Genomic DNA, 16,963 nt, shown 5'->3' on the forward strand with positions numbered 1-16,963 from the left:
GCGAGGCGTCACCCGCGGCCGAACCGGCAACCTCCAGACAATTCGTCCCGACACCGAAATAACCAGCCCATTCAAACTATAAAAACAAAACCCCGCCAAAATTGACGGGGTTTGTCAGCAGTCTGGCGGCGCCGCGCGGCGCCGCTTCCGTCTCGGGAGGAGACTTTAGATTTTATGCGGTCGTCAGGCTGCCGTCTTGGCCTCGATCTGCTTGGCCTTGGCCGGAGCCGAGGTGATCGCGATCTTGCGCGGCTTCAGCTCTTCGGGAACGTTGCGCTTGAGGTCGACGAAGAGCAGGCCGTTCTTCAGCGCGGCGCCGACGACTTCAACGTGATCGGCAAGCTGGAAGCGGCGCTCGAACGCCCTGGAGGCAATGCCGCGATAGAGCAGTTCGGAACCCTCGCCGGTGCCCTCGTCCTTGCGCTCGCCCTTCACGGTCAGCACGTTACGGTGAGCTTCGATCGAGATTTCCTCGTCCGAGAAGCCGGCGACGGCCATCGAAATCCGGTAGGAATCCTCGCCGGTGCGCTCGATGTTATAGGGCGGGTAGGTCTGCGCGCCGTCGGGCTGCGCAAGCGAATCCAACATGGTGAAGAGACGGTCGAAGCCGACGGTCGAACGGTAAAGCGGGGAAAAATCAACGTGACGCATGAGGTGTTCTCCTGTTGAGCAACATGGTTTGCGTATGGTCGGTGCGAAACCCGCGAGCGGCGTTTCGGGAGGACCAGCGGCCCCGATTGGCGACCGCAACCCACATCTGGGGAGCGCTCGAAAGCATTTCAAGTTTCGTTTGACGGCAAAAAAGAACGAGGCAGCCAACCTTTAATGAACGGCAGATGAACCGGTGCTTCGGCGCCCGTTCAGACAGCCAGCGCTAAAGTGGCTTTCAAGATCAAGGATTGGCGGCGCCGGATCTGCGAAGGTGCCGCAACGAGGCCGAACCGGGTGTTAACGTCCCTTCCTCCCGGATCGACAGGGGCCGGAAGCGCGCTCAAAGCCGCTTCCGGCCTTACCCGTCGCAGTCCTCCATAACCCGGATTTGCTTTGCTTTTGATGTGTTGGCGTCTATCACCGTGACGAGGCCAGCCGCGACCGGCTGGCGCGCAAGGACGCCGAGCACAAAGCGCCGAATGACGGATCTTTTCCACGACACTCCGCTCTTCCACGAAACCGAGGGCAATCCGCGACCGGAAAACGCCACCGGCGGCTTTTTCACCACGCGTGACGGCAAGAAAATACGTTATGGCCTGTTCGCCGCGGTGGCGCGGCCGATGCGGGGCACCGTGGTGCTGCTCGGCGGCCGCAACGAGTGCATCGAGAAATATTTCGAGACCATCCGTGACCTTGCCGCGCGCGGCTTTGGTGTCGCCATCCTGGACTGGCGCGGTCAGGGCGGTTCGGACAGGCTGATCCGCGATCGCCAGCGTGGCTATGTCAGGTCGTTCCGCGACTATACGGCTGACCTGGAGCAGTTCTTCGAAGAGATCGTGCTGCCGGACTGCCGCGGACCGTACTATATCCTCGCCCATTCGGCCGGCGCTGTGATCGCGCTGCTTGCCGCGCCGTCGATGGTAAACCGCGTGCGGCGCATGGTGCTGATCGCGCCGTTCCTGACATTGCCCGACCTGCCGGTCTCGATAGGGACGGTGCGCCGGATCTGTTCGTTTTTCTGCGCCCTGGGGCTCGGCTGGCTCTATGCCGCCTGGGGTCCAAGGCCGAGACACACGCTGCCCTTCGAAGCCAACAAGGTTACATCGGATCCGCAACGCTATCGCCGTAACACGCGCATCTATGAAGAATATCCGCAAATGGCGCTCGGCGGCCCGACGATCCGCTGGCTGCAGGCGGCGGCGAAGGCATCGGCAGCCGTCAGCGACCCCGACTTCATGGCCCGCATTCAGGTGCCGCTGCTGATCATCGCCGCCGGCGCCGACCAGGTCGTCTCGACCAGGGCGGTAGAGGCATATGCGAGAAATCTACGGCTGGGTTCGCTGTTGATGATCGACGGTGCCAAGCACGAAATCCTGCAGGAAGCCGATCTCTACCGCGAACAATTCCTCGCCGCCTTCGACGCCTTCGTCCCCGGCTCAGATGACCCGACAGCCTGACGGGCCGCGGCTCTTCCGCGAGAGGGCGTAGCTGACACTCCCTTTTTCAGGAAGGAGGCGCTGGCGGCGTTCAGGCAGACCTATGGGCGTACGCCGGCGGCATTCCAGCGGTCGAGAAGCCGCCGACCGGAGGTGATGTCAGCCGCGCAGGGCAGCCATGGCGGCGGCATGAAGCTCCGGTGTGGCGGCCGCTAGAACGTCGCCGCCATTCTCCGCCGGCCCTCCGTCGAAAGTGGTGACGACCCCGCCTGCCTTCTCGATGATCGGGATCAGCGCCACGATGTCGTAAGGCTTCAATCCAGGATCGGCGACGATGTCGACGCTCCCCGAGGCGATCATGGCGAAGGCATAGCAATCGGCGCCATAGCGGGCGAGCTGGATTTGCCGCTCGAACGCGTCATAGCGATTGCGCGCTTCGCCCTTGAACAGCGCCGGCGTTGTGGTGAACAACGTGGCCTCGGCCAGCTTCGTCGTCTTGCGGGTCGTCAGCTTGCGGGGGCCTCCCGGCCCCTCATAGTGGGAACCGGAAGCGTTGGCGTAGAACAGCTCGCCGGTGAAGGGCTGGGCCATCATGCCGGCGACCGCGTGACCATCGACCGTCAGCCCGACCAGCGTCCCCCACACCGGCAGGCCGGAGATGAAGGCGCGGGTGCCGTCGATCGGATCGATCACCCAGACATGCCGGCTGGAGATGTTCTCGCTGCCGTGCTCTTCGCCCAGGATGCCGTGGTCGGGATACTCAGCCGATATCAGCGCCCGGATGGCGCGCTCGGCCTCGCGGTCGGCCTCCGTGACCGGATCGAAACTGCCTTTTTCCTTGTTGGCGACCGCGCCCTGGGCGCGGAAGCGCGGCAAGGTCTCCGCCGCCGCCGCTTGCGCGATACGGCGCATGAAATCGATGCTGATGTCCAACTGATTCTCCCGCTTTGCAGCGCGCCCGAGCCGGGGCTTGCCGCGACTTCACCGCCAAGACAAGCTTGTCTATCGATTTATCCGCCGCGACAACTGTTGCCGGAATGTCACTCCAACGTCATCGAAACGCAATTTCCACATCACTCTGAATTAAAAAAGCCTAAACGTCGCTTGACATTTGTGCGCTGCACAATACCCTCAATCTCGGACAGGGTTTCCTGTCCATGCCCTCCTTGGGCGTTTCCTCCCTAGACTTCGACCGTATCGTGCAAACGATGCGGTCTTTTTTTCACGGCCGCTCCTGGAACGGGCCGTCCAAAGAAGCACACAAAAATCTTGGGCAACGGCACGCACGGGACAAGGCGTGGTCTTCACTCCGCGGCCAGCGGCAGATCGATGAAATGATGGTCCGGCATCGCCATCAGGTCGGCTGAAAACCGCGTCAGGTCGTCGGCCAGCGCGTCGAAGCCGGCGGCTTTCTCGAATGTCCGCTCATTCATGTAGAGCCCGCGATTGACCTCGATCTGCAGCGCGTGCAAATGACGCGCCGGACGGCCGTAATGCTCGGTGATGAACCCGCCGGCGTAAGGCTTGTTGTGGGCAACCGTATAGCCCATCGCGGTCAACAGGCCGATCGCGGTTTCGGTCAGGGCCGCGGTGGCCGAGATGCCGAAACGGTCGCCGATGATGAAATCCGGCCGCAGCCCGTTGTCCCCGACACGGATGCTCGCCGGCATCGAATGGCAATCGATCAGCACGGCAAAGCCGAACCGGGCGTGGGTCCTGGTCAATAGCCGCTTCAGCGTTTCGTGATAGGGCTTGTAGACGGCCTCGATGCGGGCAACCGCCTCGGCGAGCGGCAAGCGGCCCGAATAGATGTCGAGCCCCTCGCCCACCAGCTTCGGCACGGTGCCGAGCCCGCCGGCCACGCGCGCGGAGCGGATGTTGCAGAAGGACGGCACCGGCTCGGCGAACATGCGCGGGTCGAGTTCCCATGGCTCGCGGTTGACGTCGAGATAGGCGCGCGGGAAATTCGCCGCCAGCAGCGGCGCGCCGAGCGCCACGGCGCCGCCGAACAACTCGTCGACATAGCAATCCTCCGAGCGGCGGATGGCATTGCGATCGAGCCTTGCCATGGCAAGGAAGCGTTCGGGATAGTAGCGGCCGCTATGCGGCGAGTTGAAAAGGAAGGGGACGCGCTGCTCGGCGCCCGACCGGATTTCGAAGGGTGGAAAGACCGAAAAATCCTCGGCTGCCGTCTTCAATTTGAACGAACCCGAAAACACCAGTGCATCATGGCATGAAACTGCCACCTTGCTGACCGCATGTCCAGCATTTCGGCGGTCGTGCCGCTGGGCAAATGTGGGTCAGGCGCGTCCGCGTTCACTTGATGTTTACTCTCACCTCCTCATATACAGGATGGTTAACGGGCCTGCCCCACGGCAGTCTCCGGCGGGTGATTCGGACGGGATAACATGGCACGCATTCTTCTGGCGGAAGACGACGACGATATGCGTCGGTTCCTCGTCAAGGCGCTGGAGCGCGCCGGCTATCAGGTCAGCGATTTCGACAACGGCGCCAGCGCCTATGAGCGGCTGCGCGAGGAACCGTTCTCGCTGCTTCTGACCGACATCGTCATGCCGGAGATGGACGGCATCGAACTGGCGCGTCGCGCCACCGAAATCGATCCCGACCTCAAGGTCATGTTCATCACCGGTTTTGCCGCCGTCGCGCTGAACCCGGATTCCAAGGCGCCGAAAGACGCCAAGGTGCTGTCCAAGCCCTTCCACCTGCGCGATCTGGTCAACGAGGTCGAGAAGATGCTGCAAGCAGCCTGAGCCGCTCTTCCGCAAGCCGCCGGACGTCGGTCCACAGCCGCGGCGGGACGACGTGTTTTTCCTCTTTTCCTGCTATTGACGCGCCTGACCAAAAATGGTGTATGCGCGGCTTCGGATGGGCGTGTAGCTCAGCGGGAGAGCACTGCATTGACATTGCAGGGGTCACAGGTTCAATCCCTGTCACGCCCACCATCCAACCCAGATATTCGGACCTTGCATCAATACGCGAGCGTCTTGGCGCTCACCGGAATGGACGACGGGTGATCCGATCGCGAAACGCGTTTTAGGCCCCCGCGACAGCACACAGGCTTTTCATCCGCGAAATGGCAAGGTCGGGGTCGGCCAGCAATCCTGCCTGGTCGGCGAGGCGAAAGACGTCGGCATAATGGCGGATGCCGCGCGCCGACTGCATGCCGCCAACCATCGAGAAATGGTCCTGGTGGCCGTTGAGCCAGGCCATGAAGACAATGCCGGCCTTGTAATATTCAGTCGGCGCCTCGAAGATTTTTCGTGACAGCGGCACGGTCGGCGCTATCAGCGCGTCGTAGCCGGCACGATCGCCGGCAGCCAGCTTCGCCAGCGCGGCATTGGCGGCCGGTGCGATCGCGTCGAAAATGCCGAGCAGCGCATGCGAGTGCCGCTTGCCGTCACCGGCGATCAGCTCGGGATAATTGAAGTCGTCGCCGGTGAACATCATCACGCCGTCCGGCAGCCGGTTCCTGAGCGCCACTTCCTTGCCGGCGTCGAGCAGCGATATCTTGATGCCTTCGACCTTGCCGGCATTGCGCTCCATGATGGCGATCACCGTATCGAGCGCGGTCTCGAAATCGTCACTGCCCCAGTAGCCTTTCAAGGTCGGATCGAACATGTCGCCCAGCCAGTGCAGGATGACCTTGCCGGAGGCCTGGCCCAATATGCGGTCGTAAACCAGGGCGTAATCGTCCGGCCCCTTCGCCACGGCCGCCAGCGCGCGGCTGGCCATCATGATCGCCTTGCCGCCCTGGCTTTCGATGAAAGCGAACTGCTCCTCATAGGCGGCGACCACGTCGTCGACCGTCCGGGCCTTCGACGGCGCCAGATGGTCGGTGCCCGCACCCGAGGCGAGATCGGCGCCAGCGACGGTCCGCGCCTCCGCGATTGAACGGCGGATCAATTGCTGCGCATTCGTCCAATCGAAACCCATGCCGCGCTGCGACGTGTCCATTGCCTCGGCGATGCGGAAGCCGAGCCGCCATAGATGATGACGAAACGCCATCGTCCTGTCCCAATCGACAACGGGCCGCGACCATGGATCTGTCATTCCCAGCGGATCGGCGACGACATGCGCGGCGGCATAGGCGATGCGCGGAAACCGCGCGCCGATCACCGGCTGGACCGGCTGTCCGACAAGGGCGTAGGGTGTGCTGCGGCCACCCTCGCCAGGCAAGGCAATGTCCATGGACGTCTCCCTTCGCAGCCCATTTAAATGGAACGTTCCAATAAATCAAGAAACTTTAGGATTCGAACTGGCCAGCCTAGGCCAATGCTGCACTGCAAACAGAAAGGCCTTGGATGTCCTGCTATTTGACCACCTATGGCGACTTCTTTTTGATCGGGAAAAAATCCCGATTGACTCATCCAGGAAACAAAGATTAGAACGTTCCAATAGAATTCGATTGAAAACCGGGGAGGATATCTGGATGGCCAGCCGGCCGAAGGCGACGATCTTCGACATCGCCCGCGAAGCAGGCGTGTCCAAATCGACGGTGTCGCTCGTGCTCCAGGGCAGCGGCCTGATCCGCCCCGAAACCGCGGTCAAGGTGCGCAAGGCGATCGAGGATGTCGGCTATGTCTATAACCGCGGCGCCGCCAATCTGCGCAAGGCCCACTCCAACGTCATCGGCATGGTCATCAACGACCTCACCAATCCGTTCTTCGCCGAGATGGCGGTCGGCATGGAGCGGGTCTTCCAGTCGGCCGGCATCGTGCCCTTCATCGCCAACACTGCCGAAAATCCGGTGCGCCAGGAAGAAGTGCTGAAGTCTCTGATGGAACAGGGCGTCGCCGGGCTCATCGTTTCCCCGGCGCGCGGCACGACGCCAGGGGCGTTCCGGCGGCTGGAAATAGCCGGTCTGCCGATTGCCTTCGCCATGCGCCGGCTGCCTGAAAGCCGCATTCCGGTGATTGCTCCCGACAATCATCGGGGCGCCTATCTCGCGACTTCGCATCTCGTCGGCAAGGGGCATCGCCGCCTGGCCTTCTTCGGCGGTTCGTCCGACCTCGTCGTTTATCATGAGCGCCTGGGCGGCTTTCGCGAGGCCTGCGAGACGCTCGGCATCGACGCCCGCGATGCGCTTATCATCGAGGGCGAGACCAACCGCAAGGGCGGCATGGCCTGTCTGGAAACGTCGCTGGCAATGGCCGAGCCGCCGACCGCGGCGCTGTGCTTCAACGATGCCGTTGCCTTTGGCGTCATGCTGGCGCTGCGCAAGCGCGGACTTGAGCCGGGCGCGGATTTCGCTGTCGTCGGCTTCGACGATGTGGTCGAGGCCGAACATTATATGCCGCCGCTGACCAGCGTAGCGGTGGACTCCGCCGGTCTCGGCGAACGCGCGGCCCACGTCATGATCAAGATGATCCAGTCGCGCACCACGCGGGCCGAGGATCATGTCGGCGCCGTCAATCTCGTGGTCAGGGAAAGCTGCGGCCCGGATCGCCGCACGCGAAAAAGGCCCGTGGCGGCGGGAACCGCGACATGAGCGTCAAATGGGGGCTGATCGGCGCCAGCACGATCGCCCGGCAATTCATGATCGATGCCATTCGCGCTCAACCCGATGGCGAGATCGCGGCTGTCATGAGTTCCAGCGCGGAACGCGCCACGGCCTATGCAAGGGAAAATGGCATTCCAGCCGCCGTATCGAATCTCGACGCCTTGCTCGGATCCGACATCGACGCCGTCTACATCTCCAGCACCAATGAACTGCATTTCGAACAGGCGCTGGCCGCCGCCAAGGCGGGAAAGCATGTGCTGTGCGAGAAGCCGCTGGCGCTGACCAGCGACGACGCGCGCAAGATGGTCGCCGCGGCCAAGGCGGCTGGCGTCGTGCTCGGTACCAATCATCATCTGCGCAATGCCGGCGCGCACCGTGCCATGCGCGACGCCGTTGCCGCGGGCCGCATCGGCAACCCCATTGCCGCGCGTGTCTTCCATTCCGTCTACCTGCCCGAAAACCTGCAGGGCTGGCGCATCGCCAGGCCCGAGGCGGGCGGCGGGGTGGTGCTCGACATCACCGTGCACGATGCAGACACGCTGCGCTTCGTGCTTGGCGACGATCCGGTCGAGGTTTCCGCTTTCACGCAATCCGCCGGCATGGCCGGGAGCGGGCTGGAAGATGGCGCCATGTGCGTCTGGCGCTTCAAATCGGGCCTTATCGCGCAATCGCATGAGGGATTCACCACCAGATTTGCCGACACCGGCTTCGAGGTGCATGGCTCGCAGGGCTCGCTCATCGCCCGCGATGTGATGACGCAGAAGCCGGTCGGCTCGGTCCTCCTGCGCACAACCAGCGGCGAAGAACAGTTGAGCTTCGACCGCGAGGACCTCTACGCCAGGTCGGTACGCGGGTTCCATGCCGCGGTCCGTGGCGAGGGCCAGCCTTCCGCCACCGGCGAGGACGGCATCTGGTCGCTCGCCTCGGCCGAGGCGGCATTGCAATCGGCGGCTTCCGGCAGGACCGTCAAGATCGACCCGAAACTCGGGAGCATGAATTGAGCAAGGTCGTCTCATCGGCGCAGGCCGCCAGCCTGATCAAGGACGGCATGGTCGTCTCGGTGTCCTCGTCGAGCGGCCTCGGCTGTCCGGACGCCGTGCTCGCCGCGATCGGCGAACGCTTCGATGGCGAGGGCCATCCGAAGGATATCACCACGCTGCACCCGATCGCCGCCGGCGACATGTATGGCATCAAGGGCATCGATCATCTGGCGAAGCCCGGCCTCTTGAAGCGTACGCTGTGCGGCTCCTATCCGTCAGGTCCCTCCTCCGCCGAGCCGCCGCAAATCTGGAAGATGATCGGCGACAATTCAGTTGCCGCCTATAACGTTCCATCCGGCATCCTGTTCGACATGCACCGAGAGGCCGCCGCCAAGCGGCCGGGCGTGCTGACCAAGGTTGGCCTCGACACTTTCGCCGACCCGCGCCACCAGGGCTGCGCCATGAACGCCGCCGCCGCCGAGCCGATCGTGTCGGTGCAGCAATTCGACGGCGAGGAATGGCTCTATTTCCGTGCCATCGTGCCCCAGGTCTCGATCATCCGTGCCACCACGGCTGACGAGCGCGGCAACCTTACCTACGAGCATGAGGGCGCCTATCTCGGCGGGCTGGAGCAGGCGCTCGCCGCCCGCAACAATGGCGGCATCGTCATCGCGCAGGTCAAACGCGTCGTCGAGAACGGCACGTTGAAGCCGCATGATGTGCGCGTACCGGGCGTGCTGGTCGACCATATCGTCATCGCGCCGGACCAGTTGCAGACGACGCTGACGCCTTACGACCCCGCGATTTCGGGTGAAATCTTCCGGCCGCTGTCGAGCTTCCGCACGCCGGAGATGAACGTTCAGAAGGTGATCGCGCGCCGTGTCGCCATGGAGCTTCGCGATGGCATGGCGGTCAACATCGGCTTCGGCATTTCGGCCAACGTGCCGCGTATTCTTCTGGAAGAAGGCCAGCACGGCAAGGTCACCTGGCTGATCGAACAGGGCGCGGTCGGCGGCGTGCCGTTGCTCGACTTCAAGTTCGGCTGCGCCTCCAACGCCGAGGCGATCATGCCCTCGCCGCACCAGTTCATCTATTTCCAGGCCGGCGGCTTCGACGCTTCGCTGCTTTCCTTCCTGCAGATCGACCGCCACGGCTCGGTCAACGTGTCCAGGCTTTCGGCGCGGCCGCATGTCACCGCCGGCGCCGGCGGCTTCGTCGACATCACCTCGCGGGCGAAGAAGATCGTCTTTTCCGGCTTCTTCAATGCCGGGGCCAAGCTGTCGCTCGCCGATGGCGGCATCCGCATCGACGCGGAAGGCAAGGTCAAGAAAGTCGTCGAGGAGGTTGAGCACATCTCCTTCTCCGGCAAGCGCGCCGTCGCGCAGGGACAAGACATCACCTATGTCACCGAGCGCTGCGTCATGAAGCTGACGCCCGATGGGCTGATGGTGACGGAACTGGCGCCGGGCATCGACCTCGATCGCGATGTGCTGGCGCAGGCCGAGATCCCGCTCAACGTAGCCAACGACCTCAAGCTGACGCCGGCGGCGCTCTACCAGGATCGGCCGATCGGCCTGTCGCTGAATGGCGGCGCCTTGCTCGGAGGCGCGCATGGCTGAGCGTCTCGTCACCTTCGAGCAGGATGGCGCGATCGGCATTGTCACCTTGCGCCGTCCGGAAAAATTCAACGCGCTCGATATCCCGATGCTGCGCGCGCTGGAAGCGGCGCTGGACGAGGCGGAAAGCGCTCAGGAGGTCCGCGTCGTCCTCATATGCGGCCAAGGCAAGGGGTTTTGCGCCGGCGGCGACGTCGAGGCCTGGGGGAGCATGAGCGCCGCCGATTTCCAGGTGCAATGGGTGCGCTACGGCCACCGTGTCTTCGACCGGCTGGCGCGGCTGCGGCAACCGATCATCGCCGTTCTGTCCGGTCATGCGCTCGGCGGCGGGCTGGAACTGGCTGTGGCTTGTGATTTCCGCGTCGCGGAAACGCAGGTGAAGCTCGGCTTCCCCGAGACCTCGATCGGCGTCGTCCCCGGCTGGTCCGGCACGCAGCGCGCGGTGCGTCGCTTCGGCGCCCAGACGGTGCGTCGAATGGCTGTCGGTGGCGAGATTTTCCTGGCGCCGGAAGCGCTTGCGCTGGGTATCGTCGACCGCGTCGTCGAAACCGGCAAGGCGTCGGATGAAGCCAGGATCTGGGCTGAAAAAATCGCCGAACGCGGACCGCTGGCGACCGAAGCCGCCAAGCTGATGATTGCGGTGGCGGAAGGCGAGGAAAGTGCCGCTGCGACAGAGGCCTTGGCCAGCGGCTTCATGGCGCTCACCAGCGATCTCAAGGCCGGCGTCGGCTCCTTCAAGACCAAGCAGAAGCCCGTGTTTTCGCGTTCGTAGGACAGAGTGGAAATCACATGAATGCACCTCTGAAGATTTCCATGCCTGCCGAGGCCTCCGTGGCGCCCAAGGCATACAAGCTTCTGATCGACGGCAAGCATGTCGATGCCCGCGATGGCCGCATGCTGGAACGCAAGAGCCCCGGCCACGGCTTCATGGTTTCACACTATGCTCAGGCGGGTGCTGCCGAAGTGGAAGCCGCGATGCAGGCGGCGCACAGGGCCTTCGAGACCGGCCCCTGGCCGCGCATGCAAGCGTCCGAACGCGCCGCGATCCTGCTCAAGGCCGCCGACCTGATCGAGATCCGGCTGGAAGACATCGCCCGGCTCGATGCGCTGGAATCCGGCAAGCCGATCGCCCAGGCGCGCGGCGAGATCGGCGGTGCCGTCGACATCTGGCGCTATGCCGCCTCGCTGGCCCGCACGTTGCACGGCGAAAGCTACGCCAATCTCGGCGATGCCATGCTGGGCGTCGTCCTGCGTGAGCCGATCGGCGTCGTCTCGATCATCACGCCGTGGAATTTCCCGTTCCTCATCGTCAGCCAGAAACTGCCTTTCGCGCTCGCCGCCGGCTGCACGGCCGTGGTCAAGCCAAGCGAAATGACGTCGGCCTCGACCTTCGTGCTTGGCGATATTCTGTTGGAAGCCGGCGTTCCCGCTGGCGTCGTCAATATCCTCGCCGGTCTCGGCGCCGATGTCGGCGCGCCGATGGTCAGCCATCCCCTGGTCGAGATGGTTTCGTTCACCGGTTCCACTCGTGTCGGCAAGATGACCATGGCTGCGGCCTCGAATTCCCTTAAGAAGGTTTCGATGGAACTCGGCGGCAAGAACGGCCAGATCGTCTTCCCCGATGCCGATCTTAAAGCCGCTGCCGATGCTGCGGTATTCGGCGGCTTCTTCAACGCCGGCGAGTGCTGCAATGCCGGCAGCCGGCTGATCGTGCATGAGGCGATCGCCGACGACTTCCTGGGCGCCGTGAAGGCATTGACCGCCAGGGTAACCGTGGGCGATCCGCTCGACGACCTCACCAAGGTCGGCGCGATGATTTCGTCAGACCATTTGGCCAAGGTGACCGACTACGTCGCGGCCGCCGCGAGCGAGGGCGGCAGCATCTACAGCGGCGGCGCGCAACGCCCTTCCAATGCCGGCCAATATCTCGATCCGACGATCTTACGCAACGTCACCGAAAACATGGCGGTCGCACGCGAGGAAGTGTTCGGACCAGTGCTCTCGGTGCTGACTTTTGAATCGATTGAAAAGGCGTTGCGCATCGCCAACAACACGCCCTATGGTCTATCGGCGGGTGTGTGGAGCGCCAGCATCGACACCTGCATGTCGGTGGCGCGGGGCGTGCGTTCGGGGACGGTCTGGGTGAACACGTTCATGGAAGGTTATCCAGAACTGCCGTTCGGCGGCTATAAGCAGTCCGGTCTGGGCCGCGAACTCGGCAAGCGCGCTGTCGAGGATTATACCGAGGAAAAGACAATCCAGTTTCATCGCGGCCAGCGCACCGGTTGGTGGGTCGGCTGAGTTGGGAAGAACCCGGTGGGCTGCCACCGGTCGTGTAATGCAACAAGGGAGGAAGTACATGTTGCGCAAACTGCTTATCGGAACGGCGCTCGCTTCGGGCCTGGCTTTCGCGGCCCATGCCGAGGACGTCAAGGAAGTGCAGATGCTGCATTGGTGGACGTCGGGCGGCGAAGCAGCTGCTCTCAACGTGCTCAAGGGCGATCTGGCCAAGGAAGGCTATGCCTGGAAGGACGTTCCCGTGGCCGGCGGCGGCGGCGATGCCGCCATGACCGCGCTGAAGGCGATGGTCGCGGCCGGCAACTATCCGACCGCCTCGCAGATGCTCGGCTACACCGTGCTCGACTATGCCGCTGCCGGCGTGATGGGCGACCTCACAGAGACGGCGAAGAAGGAAGGCTGGGACAAGTCGGTTCCGGCCGCGCTGCAGAAGTTCTCCGTCTATGACGGCAAGTGGGTTGCCGCTCCGGTCAACGTCCACTCCGTCAACTGGCTGTGGATCAACAAGGCGGTGATGGACAAGATCGGCGGCACCGAGCCTAAGACCTTCGACGATTTCATCGCCCTGCTCGACAAGGCCAAGGCGGCTGGGGTCACCCCGCTCGCGCTTGGTGGCCAGAACTGGCAGGAAGCGACCATGTTCGATTCCGTCGTGCTGTCGACCGGCGGACCTGAGTTCTACAAGAAGGCGATGAACGACCTCGACGACGCGTCGCTCAAGTCCGACACGATGAAGAAGTCGTTCGACAATCTGGCCAAGCTCGTCACCTATGTCGACCCGAACTTCTCTGGCCGCGACTGGAACCTCGCCACCGCGATGGTCATCAAGGGCGATGCGCTGGTGCAGGTCATGGGCGACTGGGCCAAGGGCGAGTTCCACGCCGCCAACAAGACACCGGGTACGGACTTCCTCTGCTATCGCTTCCCGGGCACCGACGGCTCGGTGATCTACAACTCCGACATGTTCGGCATGTTCAACGTTCCGGACGACCGCAAGGCCGCCCAGATCGCTCTGGCCACCGCCACCTTGTCGAAGAGCTTCCAGTCGGCCTTCAACGTCGTCAAGGGTTCGGTTCCGGCCCGCACCGACGTGCCTGACACCGACTTCGACGCTTGCGGCAAGAAGGGTATCGCCGACCTGAAGAAGGCCAATGAAGGCGGCACGCTGTTCGGCTCGCTGGCCCAGGGCTATGGCGCGCCTCCGGCTGTCGCCAATGCCTACAAGGACGTCATCTCGAAGTTTGTCCACGGTCAGATCAAGACCTCGGACGAAGCCGTGACCGAACTGGTCAAGGCGATCGACGACGCCAAGTAAGCGCCGGCCACAAACACCTTCCCCGCTCCGGCGGGGAAGGTTTCCGGTCCGTGAGGCCGATCGGCCGGATGCCGACGGGAGGAACCCCATGAGCAGTGTAGCGACAACCCAGATCAAGCTGACGCCGGAACGGTCGCGCACCTCGGTGCGCTCGCGCCTGCAGGATGCCTTGCCCAAGATCGTGCTGGCGCCGAGCTTCGCCATCACCATCGTCTTCGTCTACGGCTTCATCCTGTGGACGATCTATCTGTCCTTCACCAACTCCAAGACCTTCCCGTCCTATGCCATAACAGGCGCACGCGCCTATCAGCGATTGTGGGGCTGGACCTTCGACACCGACCCGCCATCGAGCTGGTACACGTCGATCACCAATATGGGCATTTTCGGCTTTCTCTACATCTTGATCTGCCTGGCGCTCGGCCTGTTCCTGGCCATCCTGCTCGATCAGAAGATTCGCGGCGAAGGCGTTTTGCGCCCCATCTACCTCTATCCGATGGCGCTCTCCTTCATCGTCACCGGCGTTGCCTGGAAATGGTTCCTCGACCCCGGCCTAGGTCTCGAACAGACGCTGCATCAATGGGGCTGGACGAGCTTCCATTTCGACTGGATCAAGAACAAGGATTTCGTCATCTACACCGTGGTCATCGCCGGCGTCTGGCAGGCCTCCGGCTTCATCATGGCGATGTTCCTGGCCGGCCTGCGCGGTATTGACGGCGAGATCATGAAGGCGGCGCAGATCGACGGCGCCACCACCTTCCAGCTCTATCGCCGTATCGTCATTCCGCTCTTGCGGCCGATCTTCCTGTCGGCCTTCATCGTGCTCGCGCACCTTGCCATCAAATCCTATGACCTGGTCGTGGCACTGACCAGCGGCGGCCCCGGCGGCTCGGCCTGGTTGCCGTCCAACTTCATGTATGAATACACCTTCAAGCGCAACGAAATGGCCGTCGGCTCGGCCAGCGCCGTGATCATGCTGATGACCATCGTCGCCATCATCGTGCCCTATCTCTATTCGGAACTCAGGGAGAAGTCGCGATGAGCGCCGTGACCACTCCCGCCCGCCAGGCCAGCGGCATGAACGTCAAGATCGTCAACCGCATCGTCATCTACGGGCTTCTGGCGCTGTTCGCGCTGTTCTACCTGATGCCGCTGTTCGTCATGCTGGTGACCTCGTTCAAGACCATGGACGAGATCCAGAACGGCAACATGCTGGCGCTGCCAAAGGCGCCGACCTTCGACCCCTGGCTGAAGGCCTGGGGTGAGACCTGCGTCGGCCTCACCTGCGCCGGCATCAAGGGCTATTTCTGGAACTCCATAAAGATGGTGGTTCCGGCCGTGCTGATCTCGACCATGCTCGGCGCGCTCAATGGCTACGTGCTGACCAAATGGCGTTTCCGCGGTGCGACGCTGGTGTTCGGGCTGATGCTGTTTGCCTGCTTCATCCCGTTCCAGTCGGTACTGTTGCCGATGGCGACGATCCTGGGCAGCCTCGGACGGTTTGGCGTGACGCTGCAGAACACGGTCGGAACCAGCTTCGGCCTCGGCAACCCGACGGTGAACCTGGTGTTCGTCCACGTCGTCTACGGCATCGGCTTCACCACGCTGTTCTTCCGCAACTATTACGAGGCGTTCCCGACCGAACTGGTCAAGGCCGCGCAGGTCGACGGCGCCTCTTTCTTCCAGATCTTTCGGCGCATCATGCTGCCGAATTCGATGCCGATCTTCGTCGTCACCGTCATTTACCAGTTCACGAACATCTGGAACGACTTCCTGTTCGCCTCCGCCTATGCCGGCACCGGCGACGCCATGCCAATGACGGTGGCGCTCAACAACGTCGTCAACACCTCGACAGGCGTCGTCGAATACAACGTCAACATGGCGGCCGCGATGATCGCGGCACTGCCCACCCTTCTCGTCTACGTGCTCGCCGGCCGCTACTTCGTGCGTGGCCTGATGGCGGGCGCGGTCAAAGGATAACCCAATGGCTTTTCTGGAAATTGATGGTCTGAGGAAGCGTTTCGGCCAGGTCGAGATCCTGAAGGGGATCAATCTCGAACTGGAAAAGGGCGGCTTCCTGGTGCTGGTCGGTCCTTCCGGCTGCGGCAAATCCACCTTGCTCAACACCATCGCCGGACTGGAGACCATCACCTCCGGCGATATCCGCGTCGATGGCCGCACCATCACGGATCTGCACCCGTCCAAGCGCGACATCGCCATGGTATTCCAGAGCTACGCGCTCTACCCCAACATGACGGTCGCCGGGAACATCTCCTTCGGCATGGAGATGCGCGGCGTGCCGGCCGACGAACGCCAGAAGGCGATCGACAAGGTGGCCAAGGTGCTGCAGATCGGCCATCTGCTGAACCGCAAGCCGAGCCAGCTTTCGGGCGGCCAGCGCCAGCGCGTCGCCATGGGCCGGGCGCTGGTGCGCGACCCCAAGCTGTTCCTTTTCGACGAGCCGCTGTCCAACCTCGACGCCAAGCTGCGCGTCGACATGCGCATCGAGATCAAGCGCCTGCATGCCACCACCGGCACAACCATCGTCTATGTCACCCACGACCAGATCGAGGCGATGACGCTGGCGACCAAAATCGCCGTCATGCGCGATGGCGAGGTGCAGCAATTCGGCACGCCGGCCGAGATCTACAACAACCCCAGCAATGTCTTCGTCGCCGACTTCATGGGTTCGCCGGCGATGAACCTGATCCCGGCGACCATCGACGGCAATGGCAGCGACCTGGCCGTCGTGCTCGATCGCGAGGCACGCCAGCCGATCACTCTGCCGATGGCCAACGCCCCGGCCGGATTGTCGGCGTTCAAGGGCAAGCCGGTCATCTTCGGCGTTCGCCCCGAGGCGCTCACCGATCCGGAAGGCGCGGAGCGCAACGCCTCGCAAATCGCCACCGCCGATTGCCATATCGAGGTGGTGGAGCCGGCCGGTTCCGATACCTTCGCCGTCACCAACCTCGGCGGCAAAGGCGTGGTGGCGCGGCTGCGCGCAGATGCCAACATCCAGCCCGGCACCAACACGCCGCTCGCCTTCAACCTGACCAAGGCGGTGTTCTTCGATCCGGCGACCGAGAGCCGTATCCGCTGATGTGCGTCGCCCAAAAGTGGGTCCGGTTTTGGGGCAACGACATGCATCA

The 16,963-nt window shown here is 63.2% G+C and carries 15 protein-coding genes and 1 tRNA gene; 12 read left to right on the top strand and 4 right to left on the bottom strand.

What is annotated here, in order from left to right:
- Positions 1-183: 183 nt before the first annotated feature.
- Positions 184-651: an Hsp20 family protein gene (locus tag LB524_RS17375; protein WP_224528723.1), complete on the bottom strand. Its 468-nt coding sequence runs from the start codon at positions 649-651 to the stop codon at positions 184-186.
- 479 nt (positions 652-1,130) lie between these two features.
- On the opposite strand from LB524_RS17375, the gene LB524_RS17380 reads away from it, so the two are divergent.
- Positions 1,131-2,108, top strand: a complete 978-nt coding sequence (locus tag LB524_RS17380) for an alpha/beta fold hydrolase (protein ID WP_224528726.1) — start codon at positions 1,131-1,133, stop codon at positions 2,106-2,108.
- 138 nt (positions 2,109-2,246) lie between these two features.
- Here the strand turns inward: LB524_RS17380 and hisN are convergent, their stop codons facing one another.
- Positions 2,247-3,020: a histidinol-phosphatase gene (gene hisN / locus LB524_RS17385; protein WP_224528730.1), complete on the bottom strand. Its 774-nt coding sequence runs from the start codon at positions 3,018-3,020 to the stop codon at positions 2,247-2,249.
- A 371-nt stretch (positions 3,021-3,391) separates the two neighbouring features.
- A complete protein-coding gene (locus tag LB524_RS17390) occupies positions 3,392-4,333 on the bottom strand; it encodes an N-formylglutamate amidohydrolase (RefSeq protein WP_140721345.1) in 942 nt (313 codons plus the stop codon).
- 162 nt (positions 4,334-4,495) lie between these two features.
- On the opposite strand from LB524_RS17390, the gene cpdR reads away from it, so the two are divergent.
- Together cpdR and LB524_RS17400 are read left to right on the top strand one after the other, a co-directional pair.
- A complete protein-coding gene (cpdR, locus tag LB524_RS17395) occupies positions 4,496-4,858 on the top strand; it encodes a cell cycle two-component system response regulator CpdR (protein ID WP_006199474.1) in 363 nt (120 codons plus the stop codon).
- A gap of 117 nt (positions 4,859-4,975) precedes the next feature.
- Positions 4,976-5,050 (top strand) — tRNA-Val (locus tag LB524_RS17400).
- A gap of 91 nt (positions 5,051-5,141) precedes the next feature.
- Here the strand turns inward: LB524_RS17400 and LB524_RS17405 are convergent.
- A complete protein-coding gene (locus tag LB524_RS17405; RefSeq protein ID WP_224528733.1) occupies positions 5,142-6,296 on the bottom strand; it encodes a dihydrodipicolinate synthase family protein in 1,155 nt (384 codons plus the stop codon).
- A gap of 241 nt (positions 6,297-6,537) precedes the next feature.
- Between LB524_RS17405 and LB524_RS17410 the strand changes: the two genes are divergently transcribed.
- The 9 genes from LB524_RS17410 (at position 6,538) to LB524_RS17450 (ending at position 16,914) form a co-directional block, all read left to right on the top strand.
- Positions 6,538-7,596, top strand: a complete 1,059-nt coding sequence (locus tag LB524_RS17410; protein WP_140875197.1) for a LacI family DNA-binding transcriptional regulator — start codon at positions 6,538-6,540, stop codon at positions 7,594-7,596.
- On the top strand, positions 7,593-8,609 hold the full coding sequence (locus LB524_RS17415) for a Gfo/Idh/MocA family protein (RefSeq protein WP_224528735.1): 1,017 nt from the start codon (positions 7,593-7,595) through the stop codon (positions 8,607-8,609). The genes LB524_RS17410 and LB524_RS17415 overlap by 4 nt, the downstream gene beginning before the upstream one ends.
- Complete coding sequence (locus LB524_RS17420; RefSeq protein WP_224528738.1) at positions 8,606-10,207, top strand: acyl CoA:acetate/3-ketoacid CoA transferase; 1,602 nt, start codon at positions 8,606-8,608, stop codon at positions 10,205-10,207. The genes LB524_RS17415 and LB524_RS17420 overlap by 4 nt, the downstream gene beginning before the upstream one ends.
- Positions 10,200-10,976, top strand: a complete 777-nt coding sequence (locus tag LB524_RS17425) for an enoyl-CoA hydratase/isomerase family protein (RefSeq protein WP_224528742.1) — start codon at positions 10,200-10,202, stop codon at positions 10,974-10,976. Before LB524_RS17420 ends, LB524_RS17425 begins: the two co-directional genes overlap by 8 nt.
- 17 nt (positions 10,977-10,993) lie before the next feature.
- A complete protein-coding gene (locus LB524_RS17430; RefSeq protein WP_224528755.1) occupies positions 10,994-12,505 on the top strand; it encodes an aldehyde dehydrogenase family protein in 1,512 nt (503 codons plus the stop codon).
- Positions 12,506-12,563: 58 nt separating this feature from the next.
- Positions 12,564-13,817 carry an ABC transporter substrate-binding protein gene (locus tag LB524_RS17435; protein ID WP_140789006.1) on the top strand — a complete coding sequence of 418 codons (1,254 nt, stop codon included), beginning with the start codon at positions 12,564-12,566 and terminating at the stop codon, positions 13,815-13,817.
- Positions 13,818-13,905: 88 nt separating this feature from the next.
- Positions 13,906-14,856, top strand: a complete 951-nt coding sequence (locus LB524_RS17440; protein ID WP_015315823.1) for a carbohydrate ABC transporter permease — start codon at positions 13,906-13,908, stop codon at positions 14,854-14,856.
- Complete coding sequence (locus tag LB524_RS17445) at positions 14,853-15,794, top strand: carbohydrate ABC transporter permease (RefSeq protein ID WP_224528759.1); 942 nt, start codon at positions 14,853-14,855, stop codon at positions 15,792-15,794. The genes LB524_RS17440 and LB524_RS17445 overlap by 4 nt, the downstream gene beginning before the upstream one ends.
- Before the next feature lie 4 nt (positions 15,795-15,798).
- The gene (locus tag LB524_RS17450) at positions 15,799-16,914 is read left to right on the top strand and encodes an ABC transporter ATP-binding protein (protein ID WP_140619343.1); all 1,116 of its coding nucleotides are present in this window, start codon (positions 15,799-15,801) and stop codon (positions 16,912-16,914) included.
- Positions 16,915-16,963 lie beyond the last annotated feature (49 nt).

The organism is Mesorhizobium sp. ESP6-5 (assembly GCF_020164695.1).
Lineage (GTDB): Bacteria > Pseudomonadota > Alphaproteobacteria > Rhizobiales > Rhizobiaceae > Mesorhizobium > Mesorhizobium australicum.

Bases quoted from the DNA above. Each gene is read 5' to 3' on its own strand.
- LB524_RS17375 (WP_224528723.1), bottom strand. From the start codon at position 651: ATGCGTCACGTTGATTTTTCCCCGCTTTACCGTTCGACCGTCGGCTTC.
- LB524_RS17380 (WP_224528726.1), top strand. From the start codon at position 1,131: ATGACGGATCTTTTCCACGACACTCCGCTCTTCCACGAAACCGAGGGC.
- cpdR (WP_006199474.1), top strand. From the start codon at position 4,496: ATGGCACGCATTCTTCTGGCGGAAGACGACGACGATATGCGTCGGTTC.
- LB524_RS17405 (WP_224528733.1), bottom strand. From the start codon at position 6,296: ATGGACATTGCCTTGCCTGGCGAGGGTGGCCGCAGCACACCCTACGCC.
- LB524_RS17410 (WP_140875197.1), top strand. From the start codon at position 6,538: ATGGCCAGCCGGCCGAAGGCGACGATCTTCGACATCGCCCGCGAAGCA.
- LB524_RS17415 (WP_224528735.1), top strand. From the start codon at position 7,593: ATGAGCGTCAAATGGGGGCTGATCGGCGCCAGCACGATCGCCCGGCAA.
- LB524_RS17425 (WP_224528742.1), top strand. From the start codon at position 10,200: ATGGCTGAGCGTCTCGTCACCTTCGAGCAGGATGGCGCGATCGGCATT.
- LB524_RS17430 (WP_224528755.1), top strand. From the start codon at position 10,994: ATGAATGCACCTCTGAAGATTTCCATGCCTGCCGAGGCCTCCGTGGCG.
- LB524_RS17435 (WP_140789006.1), top strand. From the start codon at position 12,564: ATGTTGCGCAAACTGCTTATCGGAACGGCGCTCGCTTCGGGCCTGGCT.
- LB524_RS17440 (WP_015315823.1), top strand. From the start codon at position 13,906: ATGAGCAGTGTAGCGACAACCCAGATCAAGCTGACGCCGGAACGGTCG.
- LB524_RS17445 (WP_224528759.1), top strand. From the start codon at position 14,853: ATGAGCGCCGTGACCACTCCCGCCCGCCAGGCCAGCGGCATGAACGTC.
- LB524_RS17450 (WP_140619343.1), top strand. From the start codon at position 15,799: ATGGCTTTTCTGGAAATTGATGGTCTGAGGAAGCGTTTCGGCCAGGTC.